At 35.6% G+C, this 24,587-nt stretch carries 23 protein-coding genes and 1 riboswitch; all 23 genes read right to left on the minus strand.

The features are described from left to right. Positions 1-11 precede the first annotated feature (11 nt). The 23 genes from MHH69_RS15760 to cydS all read right to left on the minus strand — a co-directional run bounded on the left by MHH69_RS15760 (position 12) and on the right by cydS (position 24,581). Positions 12-500: a GNAT family N-acetyltransferase gene (locus MHH69_RS15760; protein ID WP_341362710.1), complete on the minus strand. Its 489-nt coding sequence runs from the start codon at positions 498-500 to the stop codon at positions 12-14. A 214-nt stretch (positions 501-714) separates the two neighbouring features. Further along, a complete protein-coding gene (locus MHH69_RS15770) occupies positions 715-1,344 on the minus strand; it encodes a TetR/AcrR family transcriptional regulator (RefSeq protein WP_341362711.1) in 630 nt (209 codons plus the stop codon). A 101-nt stretch (positions 1,345-1,445) separates the two neighbouring features. Then, a complete protein-coding gene (locus tag MHH69_RS15775) occupies positions 1,446-2,636 on the minus strand; it encodes a phenylacetate--CoA ligase family protein (RefSeq protein ID WP_341362712.1) in 1,191 nt (396 codons plus the stop codon). A 22-nt stretch (positions 2,637-2,658) separates the two neighbouring features. Then, positions 2,659-3,753: a methyl-accepting chemotaxis protein gene (locus MHH69_RS15780; protein WP_341362713.1), complete on the minus strand. Its 1,095-nt coding sequence runs from the start codon at positions 3,751-3,753 to the stop codon at positions 2,659-2,661. A gap of 261 nt (positions 3,754-4,014) precedes the next feature. Beyond that, positions 4,015-5,409, minus strand: coding sequence for an L-cystine transporter (locus MHH69_RS15785; RefSeq protein ID WP_191708804.1), 1,395 nt, complete (start codon positions 5,407-5,409; stop codon positions 4,015-4,017). 260 nt (positions 5,410-5,669) lie between these two features. Then, positions 5,670-6,818 carry a suppressor of fused domain protein gene (locus tag MHH69_RS15790; protein WP_341362714.1) on the minus strand — a complete coding sequence of 383 codons (1,149 nt, stop codon included), beginning with the start codon at positions 6,816-6,818 and terminating at the stop codon, positions 5,670-5,672. A 7-nt stretch (positions 6,819-6,825) separates the two neighbouring features. After that, positions 6,826-8,223 carry an AHH domain-containing protein gene (locus tag MHH69_RS15795; protein ID WP_341362715.1) on the minus strand — a complete coding sequence of 466 codons (1,398 nt, stop codon included), beginning with the start codon at positions 8,221-8,223 and terminating at the stop codon, positions 6,826-6,828. A gap of 80 nt (positions 8,224-8,303) precedes the next feature. After that, a complete protein-coding gene (locus tag MHH69_RS15800; RefSeq protein ID WP_122973465.1) occupies positions 8,304-8,621 on the minus strand; it encodes a hypothetical protein in 318 nt (105 codons plus the stop codon). A gap of 32 nt (positions 8,622-8,653) precedes the next feature. Continuing rightward, positions 8,654-8,956 (minus strand): WXG100 family type VII secretion target, encoded by a 303-nt coding sequence (locus MHH69_RS15805; protein WP_122973464.1) that lies wholly within the window; start codon positions 8,954-8,956, stop codon positions 8,654-8,656. 284 nt (positions 8,957-9,240) lie between these two features. Next, a complete protein-coding gene (locus MHH69_RS15810) occupies positions 9,241-10,809 on the minus strand; it encodes an IS1182 family transposase (protein ID WP_341361769.1) in 1,569 nt (522 codons plus the stop codon). A gap of 166 nt (positions 10,810-10,975) precedes the next feature. Then, a complete protein-coding gene (locus MHH69_RS15815) occupies positions 10,976-12,943 on the minus strand; it encodes an LTA synthase family protein (protein ID WP_122973463.1) in 1,968 nt (655 codons plus the stop codon). A 377-nt stretch (positions 12,944-13,320) separates the two neighbouring features. Then, entirely contained in the window at positions 13,321-13,776 is a 456-nt protein-coding gene (tnpA, locus tag MHH69_RS15820; RefSeq protein ID WP_341362949.1) for an IS200/IS605 family transposase, read from the minus strand. Positions 13,777-13,982: 206 nt separating this feature from the next. Beyond that, the gene (locus MHH69_RS15825; RefSeq protein WP_341362716.1) at positions 13,983-14,636 is read right to left on the minus strand and encodes a DUF1801 domain-containing protein; all 654 of its coding nucleotides are present in this window, start codon (positions 14,634-14,636) and stop codon (positions 13,983-13,985) included. Positions 14,637-14,953: 317 nt separating this feature from the next. Next, positions 14,954-15,283, minus strand: coding sequence for a CHY zinc finger protein (locus MHH69_RS15830; RefSeq protein ID WP_341362717.1), 330 nt, complete (start codon positions 15,281-15,283; stop codon positions 14,954-14,956). 25 nt (positions 15,284-15,308) lie between these two features. After that, on the minus strand, positions 15,309-15,896 hold the full coding sequence (locus tag MHH69_RS15835) for a biotin transporter BioY (RefSeq protein ID WP_341362718.1): 588 nt from the start codon (positions 15,894-15,896) through the stop codon (positions 15,309-15,311). A 145-nt stretch (positions 15,897-16,041) separates the two neighbouring features. Further along, positions 16,042-17,010 (minus strand): tRNA dihydrouridine synthase, encoded by a 969-nt coding sequence (locus MHH69_RS15840; protein WP_341362989.1) that lies wholly within the window; start codon positions 17,008-17,010, stop codon positions 16,042-16,044. Positions 17,011-17,492: 482 nt separating this feature from the next. After that, positions 17,493-18,215 carry a thiamine phosphate synthase gene (locus tag MHH69_RS15845; protein ID WP_341362719.1) on the minus strand — a complete coding sequence of 241 codons (723 nt, stop codon included), beginning with the start codon at positions 18,213-18,215 and terminating at the stop codon, positions 17,493-17,495. A 1-nt stretch (position 18,216) separates the two neighbouring features. After that, the gene (locus tag MHH69_RS15850; RefSeq protein ID WP_341362720.1) at positions 18,217-18,516 is read right to left on the minus strand and encodes an MTH1187 family thiamine-binding protein; all 300 of its coding nucleotides are present in this window, start codon (positions 18,514-18,516) and stop codon (positions 18,217-18,219) included. Further along, positions 18,513-19,358: a hydroxyethylthiazole kinase gene (gene thiM, locus MHH69_RS15855; RefSeq protein ID WP_341362721.1), complete on the minus strand. Its 846-nt coding sequence runs from the start codon at positions 19,356-19,358 to the stop codon at positions 18,513-18,515. The genes MHH69_RS15850 and thiM overlap by 4 nt, the downstream gene beginning before the upstream one ends. A 151-nt stretch (positions 19,359-19,509) precedes the next feature. After that, positions 19,510-19,609, minus strand: a riboswitch (TPP riboswitch). Positions 19,610-19,782: 173 nt separating this feature from the next. Then, on the minus strand, positions 19,783-20,586 hold the full coding sequence (gene mutM / locus MHH69_RS15860; protein ID WP_341362722.1) for a bifunctional DNA-formamidopyrimidine glycosylase/DNA-(apurinic or apyrimidinic site) lyase: 804 nt from the start codon (positions 20,584-20,586) through the stop codon (positions 19,783-19,785). Positions 20,587-20,820: 234 nt separating this feature from the next. After that, positions 20,821-22,581: a methyl-accepting chemotaxis protein gene (locus MHH69_RS15865; protein WP_341362723.1), complete on the minus strand. Its 1,761-nt coding sequence runs from the start codon at positions 22,579-22,581 to the stop codon at positions 20,821-20,823. 409 nt (positions 22,582-22,990) lie between these two features. Further along, complete coding sequence (gene rlmD / locus MHH69_RS15870) at positions 22,991-24,352, minus strand: 23S rRNA (uracil(1939)-C(5))-methyltransferase RlmD (RefSeq protein ID WP_341362724.1); 1,362 nt, start codon at positions 24,350-24,352, stop codon at positions 22,991-22,993. A 115-nt stretch (positions 24,353-24,467) separates the two neighbouring features. Beyond that, positions 24,468-24,581 (minus strand): cytochrome bd oxidase small subunit CydS, encoded by a 114-nt coding sequence (gene cydS / locus MHH69_RS19360; protein WP_406927866.1) that lies wholly within the window; start codon positions 24,579-24,581, stop codon positions 24,468-24,470. Positions 24,582-24,587 lie beyond the last annotated feature (6 nt).

The following is a 24,587-nucleotide window of genomic DNA, read 5'->3' on the forward strand; positions in this document are numbered from 1 at the left end:
TATGCCCCTATTCATAATGAAGAACCATTCAAAAATTTCTTCAGTTCAATTTCATCTCGAATAGGAATGCCGTCATTTCCTATAAGGGGAATCTCAGGTTTCAGTTTTCTTGCCTTCTCTACGGCATTGTTGAAAATTTGAGATAAAATAAATCCGCGCTTTTGATAAAACTTTAAAGCTAATAAATTATCATTCGTTGTTACGAGCTTAAGGACGTTACAATTTTTATTCAAAGCAAGTCGTTCTACTTCTTGAACTAGGGCGGAACCTATTCCTTTCCCTTCTTCGACACTATCTAATGAGATAATCTCACACTCACCGTTTTGTATATCATAAGTGATTAAACCGATAATTTTATCTTCTTTTAAAACCGCGAAGCCGTCTAATGTACTACAATCATAAATTCCTGTTGAAATGACCATTTGAGGACTTCCCCAATGTTCTTTAAAAAATTCGATTACTTTTTCTTTAGACAGTTCATTTATTGCAACGACATTCATACTTCATCACCTCAATTAACTTACCTCATTTTATTTAAAAAGTTTTTAATAGCTTCCATCCGGATTTTATGGCCACAATCTTCGCAGCAAAATAAGTTGCTTTTTCTTTCTTTAACGTCTTTATATTGCTTAGATCCTTCATATACTTTATATTTTTGTTTGCAACTTAAACAAGTCACCTCATAGAAATTCACGCTCATCTACCCTCTCCTATTTAACTTCGTGTTGCCAATTCAAATATTTTAACGAACTCATTTACATAGTCATTAATGTTAGTTTCAGGGTTTCTCATTAACTCAATACAAAATCCGTCAATAACGTTTCGAATCGTTACTGCCATCACTCTAGCTGAGAAAGGCGTAAACTCCCGGAAAGTGCCATCCTCCATTCCTAAAAATAGAATCTTTTCAATTGGTTGAAAAATTCTTTCATCCAATTCGCCTACAAAGCGTAGTTTTCCATCTTCCGTTCGCTCGTTAGCCACAATTTCAATGACAGCAAATACATGCTTTCCATTTTTACTTATAAAATGTAAATTTGCCTCAATGTATTTCGATAACATTTCTTTTGGAGAGAGGTGAGAATCAAATTGTGGATTAATATAGGCTAAACAAGCATTGTAATAATCAATGACGACTTGCTCTAATAACTCTTCCTTACTAGCAAAGTGATAGGTAATAACCCCTTTACTAATATTTGCCCGTTTTGCAATTTGGCTTACCGATGCTTGGGCATAACCAAGTTCTGCAATCGTTTCAATCGCACATTCCACAATTTGATTTCTACGAGCTTTCTCGATAAAAGACTTTTCTTTTTTATTATTGGAATTATTTTTTGTACTCATGTTTAAATTTTAGTACAGTTGTACGAAAACTACAATGGCTATATCCCCAAAATAAAAGAGCATGGGATGAACGAACTGTTCAAAACATGCCCTTAAGAATATTATTCCGCCACTAAAACATCTGTAAAGATTTTTTCAATATACGTTGTTTTCGTATGTTTCGGCTTTTGAATATAGTTTTCAATCGGATAAAGCTCGCTTAATTCCACTAGAACTTCCAATCCTAGTTTGTCAGAAAGCTCTTTCGAAATACTCGATACATCTACAATTTTCGTATATTGCAAGAAGAACGTCACGGTTTGATCAATTTGCTGAAGTTGCCATTGGAAAGGAATTTCATTTAACGTATAGATAGCTTCCTGTATATCGTAAAAGCTAAATGTATTTCCATGAACCGTTATACTTTCAATTTCCCTTCCATAATGAATCAGTACAGGAGTTTCATTACCACAACTGCAAGTATGGTCTTCTTGAATTTCGATTATATCTTCATTAAAGTAACGTAAAAGTGGCATTCCTTCTCGTGCTGTTGATAGAACACAATAACCTTTTTCATTGAAAGGTAATACTTGACCTTGTTCATCAACCACTTCAAATTTTACTTTTGGATGGGTTAAATGGAAATGACCTTCTTTACAAGAAAGGGACAAGGAACCCGTTTCTGTACTACCGAACAGCATATGTACAGGTACTCCGAATAATTGTTCAATATATTTTCTTCTAGATGGTGAAACTAATTCTCCCGCTACGATTAATGCACGTAAATTTGCTAAAGGAAATTGAACACCCATTGCCTTCGCCACGTGATAAAGTCTAATCGCTTCGTTGGAACCAATTGCGAGAATCGAAGGTTTTGTTTTTTGTAAAATTTCGACTACGCGGGATATTGGAGCAGCTAAATTCCATTGATCAGCTGAAATAAACCCAGCCTTTGCTTCCCTTGCTGTCCAATAAAGGATAAATGCTGGTAATGCAATAGCAAATGGGAAACGATTTAAAATAAGATCGTTTTCCGATAATTGCAAGTCTGAGTCCATTAATAATTTTGCCTCTTGTAAAGTATCGTTATGTGAAAACCAGCTAGGAGATGGTTTACCAGATGTTCCACTTGTTTCATGATAAGTAGCAATTTGCGAACGATCTACACCTAATAAGTCATATTCATCTACTTCTCTTAATTCTTTTTTCGTTGTAAACGGAATGGACTCCCATAGTTCCGTGTTAACATGTAAAAGTTTCTGTTGATAAAACTTACTTTGATTTGCGCAATTAATCAATTCCCTATTATTCACGAAAACATCCTCCTTCTCACTATTAATGCTTAACCATATCTTTTGTTGCAAAATTGAACTGCTCTACATCTTTCGTCATTTCTTTAATAAGGCGATTTAGTTTCTGGATGACAGCGACACCAGATTCTTGGAATTGTTTTGTTATCTCCACGTTATTTGTAATTTCCTCTGATCCTGCCGATAGTTGTTGTACTGCAGCTGAAACTTCATTAATTTGATCAGACACTGCTGTAATTTTTCCTTGAATTAAACTAAATTTCTCTTTTACATCTGAAACGACAGTAATTCCATTCATGACTGTATCTTGCCCTTCATTCATATAAGAAACGGATTGATCAATCGTATCTTGTATAGAAGAGACGATTTTTGAAATTTCATTGGACGAATCTTTCACTTCTTCTGATAATTTTCTTACTTCATCTGCTACGACTGCAAAGCCTTTACCATGTTCCCCAGCTCTTGCTGCTTCAATCGCTGCATTTAATGCTAGTAAATTCGTTTGGTTGGAAATATCGGTAATCGTTCCAACAATATTACCAATTTCTTTTGAGTATCGGGATAAATCACTGATTACTTGAGATAAGTTATTTACCGACTTATTGATAGCATTCATTTGAGCTGTTACAACTTCCAGTGATTCATACCCTTGAGAGCTTGTCTCGTTCGTTTCCTGGGATGTGCTCGCTACAATTTGGGCGCTTTTTGCAATTTGCTCAATACCGCTTGAAATTTCTAACATCGTTTTCGTATTATTTTCAACATTTTCTGCCTGTTTTAACGCACCCATCTCAGATCTTTCAGCGTAAACTGCGAGCTCTGCCAGTTTAGATTGGAAATTTTCGAGGTTAGGTAATAGCGCTTCCATTAATTCCATTGCTTCAGGTTCAGTTGAGTTAATGGATTTTACTTTAGACGAATCATTTGGTTCTTCTATTTGAGTTTCACTCTGTTTAGCGATGCCTTTCATCTGCGTTCGAAGAATCAATAAGAGAATAATAGAAGTTAAAATGGAAGCAATAACTAAAATATTGATTGGTTGAGTCAATAAACTACCCAATAATAGTGCATTGGGAATGAGTAAAAGCAAAATCCAAAGACTGTTTAATGTTTTTGACATAGTACATCTCCTTTTTATTAAAATTTAAGAAATTTTTGTTAACTGTTAGTTTTTATTATAATTCGGTAATGTGTATATTTTCACGTGCCTTTTTACCCATTTGATTAGTTTTCATTTAATTTTAATAAAACAAAAGAATCATAATCTAAATAAAAAGAACTAATTTATTCACAAACTTACGTTGCACAACACAAAAAAGCGAATTCCTATAGAGGAACTCGCTTTTTTACTGATTTTCATACTAGATTAATAGTCTTCAAATTAAGATTCAACTGCTTCATCTAATCCAGCTTTATTGTTATATACTTTTTCATCAAATTCGCCTGTTATTTTACTTGTTAAAATACCAGATGTCATACTTCCACTTACGTTTAATGCTGTACGGCCCATATCAATCAGCGGTTCAACAGAAATTAATAAACCGACGATCGCTACAGGAAGGTTCAATACAGAAAGTACGATTAATGAAGCAAATGTTGCTCCACCACCTACACCTGCTACACCAAATGAACTGATGATAACAACTGCGATTAAAGTAATGATAAAACTTGGATCTAATGGATTAATGCCGACAGTTGGTGCGACCATTACGGCTAACATGGCAGGATAAATCCCTGCACATCCGTTTTGTCCGATTGTTAAACTGAATGGCCCAACAAAGTTCGCTACCCCTTCCGATACACCGTACCCATCCGTTTGTGTTTTAATATTAAGAGGTAATGTACCAGCGCTTGAACGAGATGTAAATGCAAAAGTTAAAGCAGGTAACCCTTTTTTCACATAAGTTTTTGGACTTAATTTTGCTAGACTAATAAAGATTAAGTGTATTAAGAACATAACAATAAGTGCTACATAGGAAGCAATAACGAATTTACCTAAATTCACAATCGCTTCAAAATCACTTGTCGCAGCGACTTTTGCCATTAAAGCTAATACCCCGTACGGAGTAATACGTAAAATTAAAGTAACAACACGCATAATGATAGCGTAAAAAGCATCCACAATTTTTTTGAACAACTCAGCTTGTTCTGGTTGCTTACGTTTAATCCCTAAGTATGCAATCCCAATAAATGATGCAAAAATAACAACAGCAATTGTTGATGTTGAACGAGATCCAGCTAAATCTGCAAACGGATTAGTTGGAATGAAAGAAAGAATTTGTTCAGGAATTGTCATATCTTCAACCGTTGCCACACGTTCTGTCAATTCCGCATTACGTGCATTTTCCGCATCTCCTGCTTGTAATTCAATCCCTTCTAAACCAAAGCCAATGGCAGAACCAATGCCGACTGCCGCTGCAATCCCAGTTGTCAGTAATAAAATCCCGATACCGTAAGCACTAATTTTACCTAGATTTTTTGAAAGACTTACTTTTGTAAATGCTCCAATAATTGAGATAAATACTAATGGCATGACAACCATTTGTAATAACCCAACATAACCAGAACCAACAATGTTAAACCATTGGATTGTCGTTGAAGTGACCTCTGATGTTGTACCATAAATCAGATTCATAATGAAACCAAATACGATACCTAAACCAAGCCCTGCAAAAACACGTTTTGAAAATTTCACGTGTTTCTTTTGCATTATATATAAACCGACAATGATTGCTATTAAAATAGCGATATTAACGATTACCAAAAACGTATTCAAAATCGTTTCCTCCTTAAAAAGTTTTAGAATTATAATGAACAATTATTAACTATAATACATAAAAACCGATTGGTAAAGTATGAATTATAAAAAAATAAATGTAAGTGGCAGCTAATTGTGGAACCCACCTAAAAAAAGGATTAATGAACTTAAAAAACTATATGCAGTTGAGGAGCAGAATGTACCAAATAAAATTTTATAAAATAAAAAGCAACCAGCTATTGTGCTAGTTGCCTTCAATTAAATTGTTATATTTACTGCTACAACATACCAACATTTACCCGGTGTATATCCAAAACGTCTGTGATTCCTTTATCCTTCAATCGCATTAATAGATACTCAAAACCTTTTACCATTGCAAGTTCTCTTTCTTCTTCATAAATTGGAACTATTGTATAAATGTTAATTTTCCCCTGATTAGTAAGAACGGTTTCTAGTCCGAGTTCTTGAGGTTTACATACCATAAAACATGATAATTTTGTGTTTGTTGCAAATGGTTGAGGAGGCTCTCCATTTGGAAGAATAACACCTTCATCTAACCACCCATCATAAATATGAGGAATATGTGCAATTTTCCGCAGCCAACCAAGAGGCCAATAATGGTTTTGATCCTTAATGTGGTCTTTCTCAACTAACCAATTTGAAGGTAATTTTAGTAACAATTCGGCATATTTAAATACATCTTCTTCGTTAGAATAATCCATAGGTTGATCACTCATACCAGTGGTTATAAGCGTTAAGAAATCTTTATCCATTGACGGTGGAATTATGTGGATATTGACTGATACTCTACTGCCAGGAATAGTTTCACTTATAGTATTTTTTACAGGACCAAAGTATTTTGCGATATGCTCTAATATCTCTATATGATGATCTTTATTAATATCGTCCATTGTTGTAGTAACAGACGAACCATAATGATGTTCTAACAGCATTATGATTTCCTCTTGCCCTTGCTCTTTTGCAAAAGCTAATGCGTCCATTTCTTTCATTGTCTCACCATTATATTTAACTTTCGTATCGATACCACTTTCTATTAATAATTTTACAATATCGACATGCCCATTACTAATTGCACCAAATAAAGGATTCCTCTCAGGCTCACTTACATCCATATGAGCTCCACAAGATAATAAATATTTTACTATTTCTATATGCCCTGCAGTTGCAGCTTCATTCAACGCCCCACCACCATACACCCCTCCAGGCGTATTAATATTAACACCAAGTTCTATTAGTTTTTTTACTATATCTAACTCCCCTCTAGAAGCTGCGACATGAAGCCACGTTCCAAAAGGGGTCATCATATTTAGATATTCTTTATTAGTGCCGATTAATTCAACGATCTTATCCGAATCGCCTTTTTTTATAGCTGTTCGAATGTCTTTTGCAATCTGTTTACTATCCATTTCCAAATCATCTCCTTCTTTTGGCAATATCACCGAGTTTTTCAAGCATTTCTACCATATCTTCTCTGTCTCCACCTGCATCCCTTACTTTTTTAATATTATCTACAACATTTCTAAGTGCTTCAATACTATGCTGACCCTTAACTCTATTCGGAGCCCATACTAGGTTTTCAAGCCCAATAATTGGGTCAATGTCATATTCTCTTAATATGTCTTGACCTTCTTTTACTAGTTCTTTTTGAGCTTTTCCATTTCCTTTTTTAAATACAATATGATGAGCATGAGGATCGTACATATCACTTGGGGGATCACCTTTATTTTTCTTCAAATAAGCTCCATAATCAATTTTATCTACATTTTTAGTAGATTCACCCGTACCCTTAATATTTCCCTCATCAACTTTATCAACTGGCTTTGTAGAATCGCCAATATTTTCTGTTTTAATGGCAGTTTTAGGAGGGCCTTGAAAATTATCTAGCCCCTTCATCATTGTAACTCCTGCACCAGTTGCAACACCGGTTGCGGGCATCATGTTGAGTCCATTCCCTGCAACATTTGTTAGCTCTTGAATATTATTTTTTATTTGATTTAGATATTTATCAATGGAAAGATCCTCGATTCCTGCTTGGACACTCCCTGAAGTCTTGTTTGTTGAAACTTTTATATCATTACCATTTTTAAGGCTTCCCGTTTTCGGAGTAGCACCTTTTAAACCAGCAACTGTTGTAACCACTCCTAAACTATTTAACCAATGTTCTTTTGAAAATGGATCTTCTGGTAAAATAGCTTCTTTTGCTGTATCAGTGAAACCAAGGGTCAAATAATTGAAGAAGTCATATGTAGAGTCGAACTTCTTTTCATTTCGACTTTTCAACCCTGAATTCAGACCGTCTAACGCTCCTATTGAGAGATAATTAAAGAAATCATAAGGGGAATCCAACGCCTTTTCACCACGTTCTTCAAGTCCGTCGAAAAAATCCTTCCCAATCTCTTTAAAGCTATTCCACGTTTCAATAAATGGATTAGATTCATCTGATTCACTTGTATTTGATTGGGCGTCGGTTACTTTCATACTATCATTTTCATCAATACTTTTGTTATTTTTCCCTATCATATTAGGTAATTCAGGTACTTGCCTAGCAATTTTCTGTTCAGCCTCTGCATACTTATCCATCGAATTTTGAAGGAAGGATACTAACTTTTGCATATTCTTTTCAATCGTTTGTAATTCATTCGATATTTTGTACAATTGATCCCCGATTCCGTGTCGTGCTTTAATACGGTAATCGATTTGAGATCGGATGGATGCAACATTGTCTGTAGTATTCGATACTTTCGTCGTAACTTGTGAAAAGCTAGGGGTCAAATCATTAACTCTATCGATATCGACTTTTATCTTTGACATGAGTGTCCTCCACTAAACCCATTCTTTCATTAAAAAGTTTCATATTTTAATTCTAACCGTGATTAGAAATTCCATTTTATTTATCTTTTTCTAGCCGCTTCTTCCTTCGCTCTTTCTGCTGCTTCCCTTTCCGCCTTTTCCCTTTCCTCTTCACGTTTAATTTCATATGCCGTTGAGACAATTTGTGATTCTACCTTATTGAGTTGATTTACTATATTTAATAAATCTTTATTGATTTCGTTAATGGCACGATTTACATAAACCATTTCATCTGCCTGCCAAGCACTATTCAACGTTGACTGGAGGCTTTCTAAACTGTTGTTCGCTACTCTTAAATTATCTGCATAATTTTCTAGTTTATTAGCCTGTCTAACGGCTTCTCCCACATTGATCCCCATTCTTTTCACCTTACCTTATGTTCAAACATTCCTTAGTTTGTTAATCTTTTTGCATCATTGATAATATCACTTTGCGTTTCTCGATATATTTTTGCACTCTTTTTTATAGACTTCGAAAAGTCTTCTATTATTTTTACATTCTTTTGGAAGTCACCTGATAATCTTGTTAATTTCTTTACATATTCTAAGTTATCAATCCCTTGCCAAGCTGTTCCATTCAAAATAGCTGTGCTTATTAGTTGTTTGTAAAGTAACTCGTAGCTTACCGCATGGGTATTAAGAACTTGTGAGGCATGTTCCAATTTCGATATATCAACAGCAATTTTCTTAGCCATAGTTATTTCCTTTCCCACTATTAATCTATCTGTTAAAATAAATGATTGTTTTTAAAGTAACATACTAAAAAGTAAATTAATGTCATTATACTATATTCAGTAAGTATTTTACCATAATTTAACTGTACTAATTTATCCCCGATTACCTTCTAGTTCTCTACTTTTATGTACAAAAAAAAAAAAAACGAGGCTGGGACATAACTAGCTTCAAATAGTGGGAAAGGTGAATTTGAGGAAACTCAAATTCACCTTTCTCTATTTTTGTATGTAAATTCTTTTTTTCTTTAGTTAATGGCCATGAATTTTCTTAAATTCACAGCCATTAATGCGAGGCCCATTTCGTTTTCTACCTTCGATTTTCCTCGTACAGAAAATCGAGTGAAACGCAAATTAGCCTTCAAGAATCCAAAAACTGGTTCCACATCGATTTTGCGTCTTCGATAAATGGCACTTGTTTTCTCTTCTGAAAGCTTTGCTCTTACATATTCTTTTTGCTGTTCCCATTTTTCATTTACCATTAATTTTCGATTGTTGCCTTCTTTAGCTTTGGTACACGATGAACGGAATGGGCATCCCGAACAGTCTTCACACTCGTAAATTTTGAGCTTCCGTTGGAAGCCTGTGTGGTCATTACGGACAGAATAATATTGAAATTCAAGACGTTTTTGATTAGGACATGTATATGTATCGGTTTCTTCATCATACGTCCAGTTATCGGGATTAAATATGTTTTGTTTATACTTTTTCTTTTGTTCTTTCAAATACATACTATACGTAATAAGTGCTTCTCGTTTTCTATTCGAAAGGATATCATGAAAGTTTTGTTCACTACCGTAACCTGCATCTGCAACAATGTGTTTTGGTAACTCAAAATAATGCTGCTCAATCTCATCTAGAAATGGAATTAACGTACGTGTATCTGTTGGATTTGTATATATACTATAGGCAAGCGTATATTGACCTTCCGTTGCGATTTGTACATTATATCCAGCTTTTAATTGTCCGTTTTGCATATAATCATCTTTCATTCGCATAAACGTCGCATCTGAATCTGTCTTAGAATAGCTATTGCGTGTACCAAAGATTTCAAAGTCTCTTTCGTATTTTTGTTTACGTAGGACAAAATCAATCAACTGCTTGCGTAATTGTTTCGGGTATTTACGTTTATTTCTTAAGGCTTTTCGTTCTAGAACATCTGATGATGTTTCAATTTGTTTATCATATTCAGTTACGACATCGTCCACTTTTTGAACTAATTGAGCGAGTTCTTCCAATGATAACTGTTTATCGCTTTCACGTTGAATTTCAGGTATGATTTCACTCTCTAGTAGCTCATTGTATAGCTGGTTTGACTTTTCAATTAAATTTTGGTGATATTTTTCAATGGTTTTCTTCCAAACAAACGTAAATTTATTCGCATTTGCTTCAATTTTTGTACCATCGATAAAAATCGCTTCTTGATCAATAAGCTTTTCTTCAATCAATTGGCAACGGAATTGAACGAAACATTGACGAATTAAATCTTTCACTTCTGGTTGAATACGGAATCGGTTGATTGTACGGTAGCTTGGTTCATATCCTTGGGCTAGCCACATCATTCGGATACTGTCTTTTAATAGGGCTTCAATTTTCCGTCCTGAGAAGATAGATTGTGTATAGGCACATAAGATAATTTTAAGCATCATACGTGGATGATAGGCAGGACACCCCTCATTTCGTAGAAATGGTTCGAACGCTTCATGAGGGATACTTTCAACTAGATGATGGATATGGAAAGCAATATCATTATTTTGTAATTTTACTTCTAAATCTAAAGGCAAAACGAGTTGATTCATGTTATAATCTTTAAACATAAGGATCCTTCTTTCTGTATAATTTTGTTGTGGTGACTTAATTTTATCAGAAGTGGTCCTTATTTTTTATTTAAAATAATCAAAGCCGGTGAAATTTTACTTATCGTAAAATTTCACCGGCTTTTCATTTCAGAGGTGGGTTTTGTCCCAGCCTCGTTTTCGTATTTTAATATTCATCTGTTTCTTCTGTCGTTACCTTACTGTAATTGTACTGAGATGGATCGACTGGTGTAAATCCTATTGGTGTATAGAATCTCAATAAATCACCATTTACGACTTTATCAGATAATTGTAGTTTGTATTCTACTTCTTTTTCAAACTCATTTGCTTTTTCCAATAGACTATCGTCAGGGTCCTCTAATGGTAAACCTGTTTTTGCATCATATAATTTATCATCAATTGAGTAAATGGTTGGGCTGACAAAGTCGCCATTTCTGAACGGTACTAGTTCATTGTGTTCTTTTGATAATAAATCGGTACCAAATTGAACGTAATTTTGTGAATCAATTCCAAGTAAGTGTAACAAAGTTGGAAGAAGGTCCATTTGACCTCCGTAAGTATGATTCACTCCACCTTCCATTCCTGGAACATGAATAATTAAAGGTACTTGTTGTAAATTAGCACTTTCATAAGGTGTTACTTCTTTTCCGATAATTTGTTCCATCGCTCGATTATGATTTTCTGAAATACCATAATGGTCACCATAAAGAACGATCATACTGTTATCATATAAACCTGATTCTTTTAATTGTGTAAAGAACTGTTCAATCGCTTCATCTGCATAACGAGCAGTTTGGAAGTAATTATCCACACTTGGGTCGCCAGTAGTAGCTTTTCCAATCGTTGTTAACTCTTGGTCAATTTTATACGGATAATGGTTCCCAACCGTAATAAATTTCGTATAGAAAGGTTGAGGTAAAGATTTTAACAGTTCCGTTGATTGTTCAAAGAATGGTTTATCTAACAAACCGTATTCCGCCATATCTTGTTCAGAACTTGTGTCATAGTAATTCGCATCAAAGAAATGGTCATAACCGAAGGATTTATAAATCTCATTACGGTTCCAGAAAGTTCCGTTATTCCCATGGAACACTGCAGATGTATAACCATTTTCTTTTAAAATGGCAGGAGCTGCTTGGTACGTATTTTGACCTTTTGTTATAAAGGCAGATCCTTGTGGTAAACCAAATAAAGAGTTTTCTAACATAAATTCAGCATCGGAAGTTTTACCTTGAGCTGTTTGATGATAGAAATTATCAAAGTAAAGTGTGTTTTGATCTTTAATTAATGAATTTAAAAATGGTGTTACTTCTTCACCGTTTAATTTATAGTTCATTAAAAAGTCTTGGATGGACTCTAAATGAATATAGATTACATTCATACCTTTTGCTGCACCAAAATATTCAGGGTTCGGTTCTGCATAATTGGATCTTGTATAGTTGATTACTTCCGTCATATCATCACTATCAGCTAGCGCTCTTTGCGAAGACGCCTTAATCGTTTCAGCAGCGTCATACATCGTATAGTTATACATTCCTAAATATTTCACAATATAGTTTCGATCAAAACCACGTGTTAATAATTGAGGACGATCCACGTTAGCTAGTCCTAAATTGATAACCGATAAACCAATTACAAAAGCTATTACTGCTACAGCTTTTTTATACCCAACTCTAGTGTAATCCTTTTGTATTTTTTTAGATACACATAAGTAAATCAATAAAAATACATCAACAAAGAATAAAATATCGTAAGGTTTTAATAAGGAAACAATACTTCCACCTAAATCTCCAAAGTTTTGCGTTTGGAAAATGGTCGGTAATGTAATAAAGTCACTAAAAAATCGATAATAAACCGCATTTGCGTATAAAAGAATAGATAGTAGCGTGTACATCACAACGAGTAACGTATATTTCCCACGCCCTTTAAAGACAAATGCAAACCCAAGAAACAACATAGCTGAACCTAATGGATTAATAAACAATAGAAATTGTTGCAGGAATCCATCAACATCTAAATGGAATTGGGTTACTTGCGTAATATATGTTTTCATCCATAGCATAAGGACAGCTAATAAATAAAGACCAAAAAATTTGTTTAAAAAGCCTTCTTTTTTATTATTTAAACTTTCCATTTTGAACACCTTCCTTTTAGTCAAATAGACTAAAAAAATAAGACTATTTTCAAGTTATTTAAGTTTTACATTAAATGATGAATTTGGTAAACTGTAATATTACCAATCAATTCACAGAAATATATAGTACACCTAATACACGTGTTCTGTCAAATAAACATTCATTTTTTGTTTACTTTTTTTACGATAAAATGTTTGTATCTTATCACTTTTTACATTAGTAATATAACGATTTAACTTTATAAAATGTTTCACTTTTATTTAAAAAAATAAATATCCGCCTGTAAAACAGGCGGTTTTAGTAACGCCCTATAAGGGCTCCTTACTAACTGCCCCTAAAGGGGCTTTTTTAATTGACCGTCAACCGTATTTGTTCTTTAATCTCGTTTAAATGGGTCTATATATTCTCTACTCGTCATTTGATCACGTAATCGATCTTCAGCTTCTTGTTCCCTAATGTATTTTGCTACCGCTTTTTCGTTAAGACCTACTGTAGTGACATAATATCCTTTTGCCCAAAACGTTCGATTTCCGTGTTTATATTTTAAATTTGCATGTCTATCGTGAATCATTAAAGAACTCTTTCCTTTTAAATAGCCTACGAATTGTGATACGGATAATTTTGGAGGAATTTTAACCAGCATATGTATATGATCTGGCATTGCATGTCCTTCTATGAGTTCTACGTCTTTCATTTCACATAGACGTCTTAAAATCGCTCCGATGTCTTTTCTTAATTCACCGTAGATTACTTTCCTTCTGTATTTTGGTATAAAAACTATGTGATACTTACAATTCCATCTTGTGTGTGATAAACTATTGTCGCTCGACATTGAGCAAAACTCCTCTCGATTTGAATTTGGTTTGACGGCCATTTTCATTATATCGAGAGGAGTTTTTAATTCCATCTCCATTACCACTCTAAAAGTATATTTTCACACGTGCAGAGCACGTGGTTTTAAAAGAATTAATAAAAACGAATTCCAAAAATAGGAATTCGTTGTTTAATAAGAGTTGAAAGTACGCAATGAAGACTAGATTAACGAACAGCTTTGTGAGAACCATCACAGTTTGGCATTCTTTTAGATAGTCCACAAGTGCAATCCTTTAATCCTTTACCATTCAAAATTTGTGGGATATATTTTTCAACTCTTGCTGCCCGTGTTTTCGATTGTTTTGGTTGGGAGAAGTGAAAAATGTATGCTCTTTGACGTCCAGGAGTTAATGCTTCAAAAGCAGTTTTCAAGTCGAAATTTTCATCTAATTTCACTTGAAATTCTTCTGGAATGACGTATTCCGTATCTTTTTTGTACTCCACTTCCAAACCAGCTTTTTCAACTTCAATAGCTTCATGAATGTACTCTTTTATAATATTTTCCATCTCAACAATCTCTTGGACATCCGTAAACCGAATCTGGCGGGCTGCTTGTACATTCTCTGTTTGTTGGATCAAAATCCCATGGTTATCCTTTAATAGAGCCCCTTTGTGGAACAGTAGTGCACAATATTCTTTAAATCCGTGTATTAATACAATGTTCTTTTTCTTATAAGTATAGCAAGGATGCATCCACTTAAATTCCTCAGTTAGCCCACATTCAAGAACAATCGCTCTTAACTCTTCAAATTCAGCCTTCCATTTTTCAGCTTTATTTAGAAATTCATCCACTTTAGGATTCATATTCCCCTTTGTCAAAATAGGAGCACCCCTCTTTCATTTTTCGGATGTATGAAAACCATTCACCTTCGTTCATCCATTATAAATAGTATAAAACCCCATATAAAAGATAGGCAAATTGCAAACTAATAGAGGAACTCTTTCAGGAATCTTTACCTATTAAATAGTTGCTGAACAACATGATTCACTTGAAATGATGGAGAAACAATTAATAACATTTAGAGGACAAAGTTACAAAATCACTTATGAAAAATGGGATTCTTCGTAGTAAACCAAGTTCCATATGATGAAACGGAACTTGGTCTGCTAGATTTTCAAAGTATGTGTGGCAATATTCACACTTCAAAATATAAATGTTGATGAATGTTACAACCTGGATTAAATGCACTTTTGCAGGATGGACATGTAGAATTGCAAGATAAATATTCATTAATAGTAAGTTCATATCCACATGTCCCGCATAACACAGCCTTTTGGTGAAATTGATTTTTCGGCCAAATTTGTGGATTGGTGCAACCTACTTCTTCATGACAGGAGAAGCACGGAAAATATGTATCGCAACAGTAAAATTTAATTGCAATTCGATCAATTTCAGAATGATAATGCAAACACCGTGTTTCTTTATCGATGCCTTTCCCTTTTATTTCATGGCCATGAATAAGCATTTGATCCTCCCTTTTTTGCTAAACATCATTTCTTATACTTTTGTACAATTGGCTTTAGTCGATAGCCGAATATTCCGGCAAAGATAGCTAAAATTATATCTTTTGGTAATGGGACCATCATCCATGCCCAAGCCATTTGATAAGTAAAGTTTGTCGGTGCTTCAAACCATAACTTATATGCAACATACATCCAATTGGTTCCTATTAAATAATTTATAGCTGTTCCAGCCAATGCAGCAATTACAAATCCTTTTGTTGTAGGAAACTTCCGAACGATTGCTCCAACTATGTAAGCAACGATAACATATGAAAGAATAAACCCAAAAGTAGGTGTAACGAGTGAATCTATACCTCCTGAAAACTTGGCGAATACCGGTAACCCAGCTAGTCCAATAAAAAGATAAAAAAGCATAGCAACAGCTCCTGTGCGACTACCCAATAAAATTCCGGCTATTATCGCAAAGAATGTCTGAAGGGTAATTGGTACACCACCGATAATCAAAAATGAGGAAATGTTGGCACCAATCATCATCAATACGGAAAACATTGCAATTTGTACCATACGTAAAGTGCGTGAATGATTATTTGTTCTAGTGATAGTAGTAGTCATCATATACCTCCCTATAACCAATGTTAGAAATAGTATATTGAAACAGCATCATTACGTCAACCTGATTTATATTTTAGTTAACATAAAACTTCCCTTTTCAAAGAAAAAAACAACAGCCAGTTAGACTGTTGTTTTTCCTTATATAGTATTAATCCATATTATTAGCTTCAAAATGATCAAGTAATGCACGTACTTCATCCGTTGTTTTTGTGTTCATTAATTGATTTCTTAGTTCGCCTGCACCACGGAATCCTTTGACATAAATTTTGAAGAAACGATGAAGCCCTGTCACTGGACGTGGCAATTCTTCTTTATATTGATCATGTAGATCTAACTGCAATCTTAAAAGGTCTAAGTACTCCTTACTACTATGCTCTTTCGGCTCTTTTTCAAAAGCGAAAGGATTTTTAAAAATCCCCCGACCGATCATGACGCCATCCACACCGTACTGTTCTACGAGCTTCAGACCTGTTTGACGGTCAGGAATATCTCCATTGATTGTGAGCAGCGTATTGGGTGCCACTTCATCCCGTAACTTTTTAATTTCCGGAATTAGTTCCCAATGGGCATCTACAGCGCTCATTTCTTTTCGTGTACGTAAATGAATCGAAAGATTGGCGATATCTTGTTTTAAAATATGCGTTAGCCATTCCTTCCACTCATCTATTTCTGTATAACCCAGTCTTGTTTTCACACTTACTGGAAGTCCCCCCGCTTTTGCTGCTTGAATAATTTCAGCAGCTACATCTGGTCGAAGTATAAGGCCACTTCCCTTTCCTCTAGAGGCAACATTCGGTACAGGACAACCCATATTAATATCAATACCTTTAAATCCTAACTCGGCCATCCCAATACTCATTTGACGGAAATATTCGGGCTTATCCCCCCATATATGTGCAACAATTGGCTGTTCGTCCTCTGTAAAAATCAAACGCCCGCGCACACTTTTCTTTCCTTCTGGATGACAATAGCTTTCCGTATTTGTAAACTCCGTAAAAAATACATCCGGTCTACCTGCTTTACTTACGACATGACGAAAAACAACATCCGTCACATCTTCCATTGGTGCAAGTACAAAAAATGGCCGCGGTAAATCAAGCCAAAAATTTTCTTTCATCTTCAAACTCAAATCCTCTCATTATCTATAAAACATCAAACTTATCGTAAAAAACTTCTTTTACACTTATATCATGTTCAGTAACCTATTATCAAAGACAATACACTCAGACATTTTAGTTTGTCAAAAAATATTGGGGTCGAAAACTTTAGTAAACAATATAAAATGAGAAGAAGTTGACATTGTAAAAAGACATGCCCCTATAAACTATCTGTGGAAGTTTTGCTTTACTAAGTTTATTTTCTCTTTTCTCCAACAAATTTATTTACATAAATCAATAAAAATAGTGCAAGCAGTAACGCGGCGATTTTCGTAATTTAAACTACTAATAGGATCTTTTTTAGTTCCTTGTGGTAGCCTCACATTTCCCATTATGTAAATATTATCTCACTTAATTTGTAATAAGGAACATAAAAGAAGACAACGCCAAATAGGCATTTGTCTTCTTTTAAGAACATCAAGTATCGGCATATATTAATAACTCAGTTAACCGAACACTTTTCCCTAGATTTATAATCGTTCCAGGCATTCACTAATTTTGTTGCCTCTAGTTTTGGATTATCAGCCTCCGTCACAGCTGACACAACAAAGAAACCATCCGCTCCAGTTTGGGCAAGGGAAGGTATATCAGCAAGCTTAACACCACCGCCTACGACTACCGGAATCGAACTAAGCTCAGAGATTTTAGCGATATCATCAAAACTTCTTGTAATGACCCTGCCATCTTTTCCAAGTCCACAATCAGGTTTTGTTTGTGTTTCACGTAATGGTCCGACACCAAAATAATCAAGTTGAGAAACATCCGCTGTTTTTATATATTCAAATAATTCATCTGCTCGGGCAGATAAACCGACAATGAGCTCTTCACCTAAATATTCACGACAAACATCTACTGGTATATCTGTTTGTCCCACATGAATACCATCCACTTTAATCCCTTGTTTTCTCGCAGCTAAAACAATATCTAGTCGGTCATTTACAAGGAGCGCAACCTCTTTGGATTTTCCAGCTTCTTCAATGGCTTCTGCCGCTTGACGTGTTAGCTGAATCAATTCCTTCGCAGAGGCAACTTTGGAACGAATTTGGATACAAGTAAACCCTGCATTCACCGCATCTTTAATAATTGTGGCAACTGGACGACCTTTCGTATTTTCCGGACCTATCACTAAGTATTTGGAAATATCAAGTTTTTTTACAATACTCATTTTATCCTCCTAAAATATCATTTACTTTATCTACTTTCGTATTGATCGTATTTGTATATCCTGGTCGAATATCTGCTTTTAACACTACTTCCGTTCGAATTCCCTTCTCCGCAAGGACAAATGTCGCCTCTTTCACTACTTTCATTACTTCGTCCCATTCGCCCTCAATCTCCGTAAACATCGATGTCGTTCGATTTGGTAATCCTGACTTCCGAATCACTTTCACAACTTCAGCTACTTCCTCTGCCAATTCATCGCCTACTCCAAAAGGCGCAATAGCTACTGCAACTAATGTATTCATAAAAATGAAACCTCCTCTATATCAAATAAATTGTTCGCAATGTCTTCCGCCGTTACTTTATATAATTCATCTATAAACTGAACTTGGAAACTTCCTGGACCATCCACTTTAAGTTCAGCCCGTTTACCGGCTACATTGTACACCGTAGTGGCGGTAAGTGCCGCAATGAATGGGGATGTTGCTGTAGCGTAGACAGCTGCTACCCCACCTAACGAGCATCCTGCACCCGTAATTTTCTCCATAAAATGGGAACCTCCATAAGAGACAGCCACCATAGCGCCGTCTGTTACTAAATCTGTTTCACCCGACACAGCAACAGCGCCTCCTGTCCACTTAGCAAGCGCAATAGCTGCTGCTTTAGCCCCACTTACTGAATCCGTAGAATCAACACCGCGAACATTCGATTGTTCTGTACCTCCGTCTAATCCCCATAAACCAGCTAATGCGATAATTTCCGAAGCATTTCCTCTAATAATTGTTGGCTTATATGCCTTAAATCGTTGTAACAGCTTTGTTCTAAGTGAACCTATCCCCACAGCAACAGGATCTAATACCCATGGCTTTCCTGTTTCATGCAACACCTTCGCTACATAAGGTAACGTCTCCTCATAAATCGGTAACAGCGTTCCGACATTGATATACATAGCTCCGCCAGCTTTTGCCAAAAACTCCGCCTCATCTGGCAAGTACACCATAGCGGCAGATCCACCAACAGCAAGCTGTGCATTTGCTACAAGATTAATCGTTACAGTGTTCGTAATCGAACCTGCCATCGGATTCGTCCCTCTTACCGCTTCAACCGCCTGCATCATTTTACTTTGAATCTCTTGCTTGTTAACCACTTTGCAAACACCTCTCTATTTCCATTCTTTATACGAACGAATAGATCAACAAAACAGGGGATTAAGGTATGAATTCACTTAGGCTCTATATAATAAAAAAATGCTCTCCCATTAAATAAAAATGGGAAAGCACAATTCAAATTATTGCTTATAAATCTAATGAATCGCTTCCCTACACCAGTGTTAACTGACAGGTTCAAAGAGTCAGGTTTTAACCTTCTCAACTCCGAAGAGTCCCCCCGCAATATTTACTATTCAGTTTGTTACTACACATACTACCAACTGATACACCGTATGTCAATTTATGCTAGTTCCAGCACGAAACTGCTTCATCATGTGTGGACCTCTTTGGCAACACATGAATGTTGTAAAGCTAGGAAGCGTTCCAAGACTTTCATATTCACAAGTTTATATAAAATGCACTCTATTTTTGACAATTAGGGCAAAAGAAAGTTTTCCGTGAAGAAATTTCTTCTTTTAAAATGGGGGTATTGCAACGGGAACATTCAGTACCTTCTCTGTCATAAACATAGAATTGGTAACCTCCCGTTTTGCCATCTCCCTTATACAACGGGTTTTCCATATACCCACCTTGTTCGATTCCTTTTTTTAGAATAAACTGAATCGAATGATAAGCCCGAGTTAATTGCTCATCGTCTAACTCATTCATTTTTTTATCAGGGCGAATCTCTGCATGCCAAAGAATCTCATCAGAATATGCATTCCCTATTCCAGCTAGCACTTCTTGATTGATTAATGTTGTTTTAATCATTCCCTTTCTTTTTTCCATTAGCTGTTGAAAGGTATCCAATGTGAAATCGGGATCAAGTACTTCTAGTCCTAGTTTTTCAAACTCTTTCTTTATCTCTTCTGGTGATAAAAGATGCAAGTAACCTAAACGCAGTCCAATAAAATATAAATGTTGTTCTCCAAAGGAAAGCTTTACTTGAATGGTCCTGCTTGGTTTATCTTCTTCTTTACCAAAAAACATCCACCCTCCAAGCATTAAATGTAACAGTAAACATGAATCATCCTGTAGTTGGAAAATTAAATATTTCGCTCTTCTCGTAATCGTTTTTATCGTTTGATTTGAAACTTGTGCAATAAACCGTTCAACTGGTACATTAATAGACTTTTCCCGTCCAATCTCAACATCCGAAATTTTTTTCCCACCTACCAATGAACCCAGTAATGTTTTATATGTTTCCATCTCCGGCAATTCAGGCATAATTCTAGCCTCCATTTTATAATCTGTTTATACAGTATTTCCAATTGGTGGGTTATTATAAATGGATGCATTTCGGAAACAATCTAGCCCGATCCCGCCATACAACCGCACACAAGAGTCCTGGTTCGTTTATTAAATAAAAACAGCATCTTCTGAGATGCTGTTTTTTATTTGTTCTCTTTATATTTTGTTAAAACTTACATTAATTTTAAAAATTGACCACCTCTTACTATTCTAGACCCTAAACTGCTTCACCAAATCATTTAACTCAATTGCTAGTTTCGCAAGCTCTTCGGAACTCGATGCAACTTCTTCCATTGAACTGCTTGTTTGCTGAGCAGAGGCAGAGGTTTGTTCGACACCAGCTGCAGATTCTTCCAAAATAGCCGCAATCTCCTCTATGGAAGAATTCATTTCTTGACTAGTGGATTTCATCATCGTTAAATGATTACTAACGACGCTAATTGCCGAAGCCATTTCTTTAACAGAATCATTAATTTTACTAAACTTCTCACCCGTTGTTTTCAGCTGGTTCGTCCCTTTTTCGACTTCTGAATACCCCGATTGCAATGAGTCTACCACTCCAGATGTATCCCCTTGAATTCTACTAACAATTTGTGTGATATCCTTTACAGATTTGGACACCTCTTCTGCGAGCTTTTTCACTTCTTCTGCAACAACTGCAAACCCACGTCCATGTTCACCAGCACGTGCTGCTTCAATCGCCGCATTAAGAGCCAATAAGTTCGTTTGTTCAGCTACATCTTTTATAACTGTAACTAATTTAGAAATTTCATTGGATTGAACATCCAACTGCTGTACTTTAACAACGGAATCTTTGACGATACGATCGATATTTGACATTTGCTCAACAGATTGTCGCATCAATTGGGCACCATCTTCGGTCAATTGTAATACTTCATTTGAAGACTGATAGATTCGTTCACCATTGTCATTTGCTTCTTCTACTTTTTCCACATACATCCCCATTGAAGTTGAAAGATCACCAGACAGATTTGCTTGCGATTCGGTGCCAGATGCAATTTCCTCCATTGTTTTGGAGATTTGTTCTGTTCCTACTTTTACTTCATTTGCAGATTGTGTCATTTCCTCACTATGAGACGAAATTAGCTGGGAGGCATTTGAGATATTTTGAATCATATTTTTTAAATTAGTATGTAAGTCATTGAGCCCATTGGCTAATTGCCCCGTTTCATCTTTTGACTTAATATCCAGTTCACCAACTGTTAAATCCCCATTAGCGATATGAGTCATTTGTCCCGTTACCTTTTTAATCGGATTCGTCACATTATTCGCAAATAGCCAAATGATTACAATACCAATTAGAAGCGTAATTCCCATCACAATGAAATTTAAAGATAGGATTTCACCAGCAGGTTTATTAAAATCAACCATATAAGTACCTGATACCACTACCCAACCCCATTCTGGGAATTCTTTGGAGTAGGAAATTTTCTCTCCGAATTTATTTGGGTTATCAATAAATGGAGCGATAAAATCGGTATATCCTCCTCCATTGATGCCCTTTTTAATGTATTCCTGGACATAATATGTACCATTCTCATCCTTTTTATCCCAAAGGTTCTGCCCCTCTTTAGAAGGGTGAGCAACAAAAGTCCCTTCGCGATCAGTAATGAACATATAGCCATTGTCACCTAAATCAATATTTTTGTTAATTGGTCGTGTACTGTCTTCTCCCATTTCTCCTAATATCGCTATTTTTACTTTTTCTTGCGCATCCTCAAGGGAAAGTTTGCCTTCTTCTACTTGCTGATTGAGGACTTCCATCATTTCAAGCGTTTGTTCCACACTATTTTTTAAATTCGTTTGACCCAGTTCATCTAAACTACTACTACTCTTTTCATAACTAAATACGCTTAAAACGATTAATGGAATCGTCAACAATAAAATGGAAACAGTTAGAAGCTTCCGTTTAATCGTTTTAGTTAAAAATGTAAGCAAATTGAATTTCATTCTTTTATCCTCCCCGTAAAATTAATAAAAAAGCATTCACTAATCTATAAGAACTAAAAAGTATAACAGGTGTAGGTCTTTAGACTAGAATTTATAGTATAAACTTATTAGTCTTACTTTTCTATACTATCTACGAACTTTAGTATATATTTCGACAAAATTAGCAATAAGAGGGAAAACAGTCTTCAAGGAGAGGTTTTGGCCACTACTAGAATTCAAAAGTTTGGCTCAATGGATACATCCATTTAAATCTAAAAATTCAAAAAGAACTTGATGAATTCCATACCGTAAAACCATTACTAGTGGTTTAACTGACACCCCACACTGATTCGTTACCATATATTAAAAAACAGCTTTCCGAAGCAATAAAAAAGAACGAATTCCCCATTAGGAATTCGTTCTTCTTTCTTTATACTAACTCCAACCACGCCACCGCTTCACAGTGCGTCGTTTGCGGGAACATGTCTACGGGTTGGATTTCTTTTGTTTTGTAGCCGCCATCCTCGAGTACCCGTAAGTCCCGCGCTAAGGTCGCTGGATTACAGGAGACGTAAACTACTCGCTTTGGTTTTTGCTCAATAACGGTATTGAGCAATGCCTCATCGCAGCCTTTTCGTGGTGGATCGACGACTAGTACATCCGCTTTTTTACCTTCAGCATACCAACGTGGAATTACTTCCTCTGCTGGGCCGGCTTCAAAATACGTATTTGTAAAGCCGTTTAATTCGGCGTTACGTTTAGCATCTTCAATGGCTTGTTCTACGATTTCTACTCCTAGCACTTGTTTTGCTTTCTCCGCTAAAAATAATGAAATCGTCCCAATCCCACAATAAGCATCAATAACCGTTTCATCCCCGGATAATTGGGCATAATCTAACGCTTGCTTATATAGCACTTCTGTTTGTACAGGATTTACTTGGTAGAAGGAACGAGCTGAAATTTCAAAGCGGACATTACCAATTGTATCCTCAATAAAATCTTTTCCCCAAAGGGTAATCGTTTCATTTCCTAAAATCACATTCGTTTTTTCGATATTAACGTTTTGTACAATCGATGTCACATTTGGGACAAGCTTGCGGATCAATGCAATTGCTGCGTCTTTTTGTGGGAACTTATGTTTATTCGTCACTAACACGACCATTACTTCCCCTGTTGCTCGCCCTTTTCGAATAACGACGTGGCGAAGCATGCCTCGATGGGACTCTTCGTTGTATGGTTGTAAACCGATGTCCATTAGTTCCTTTTTCAAGTTCGCCATGATTTGATCTGCTTCTTCTACTTGAATAATACAACGTTCCATGTCGACAATATCGTGGGTTTTTGATTTATAAAATCCCGCAATCGGACCCGTTTCCGTTTGAGTAAATGGAATTTGGGATTTATTACGATAATTCCACGGATCTTGCATCCCTTTCACTGGCAATACTGGCGCATCGATTTTGCCAATCCGTTTCATAACGTTACGTACCATGTTTTCTTTCCATTTCAGCTGCCCTTCATAAGATAAATGTTGCAGCTGGCAACCACCACATTTTCCAAAATAAATACATGGGGCTTTCACTCGATCTGGAGATTCTTCTTTTATATCTACGATTTTTGCAAAGCCGTAATTTTTTAAAGTTTTTAATACATGTACTTCAACCGTTTCTTGTGGAAGGGCGCCTTGAATAAACAACGGATAACCGTCGATTTTCGCCACACCATTTCCATCATGGGTTAAATCTTCTACTAAAACGATTTTTCGATCATTTTTCTTTACTGGTGCTACCATGTTCCGTCCTCCATTCAATTCTTCTATTGTAAAACAAGTGGAGGGTAAAAATCTCTACTTTTGCACGAAATTTATCTCATTTTAAAAAAAGAGCTACTTTAACAGCAGCCCTTCCTCATTTTACTTCTTCATCCTTTACGATTTTATCCATCGGTGCTAATAGAAATGCCAGCACAATTGACACAATAGTTATTATAAAGGGGGCGACAAAAATCATGAACTCGTTCATTTTGTA

Origin of the sequence: Ureibacillus sp. FSL E2-3493, assembly GCF_038077515.1 — a bacterium.
Lineage (GTDB): Bacteria > Bacillota > Bacilli > Bacillales_A > Planococcaceae > Ureibacillus > Ureibacillus halotolerans.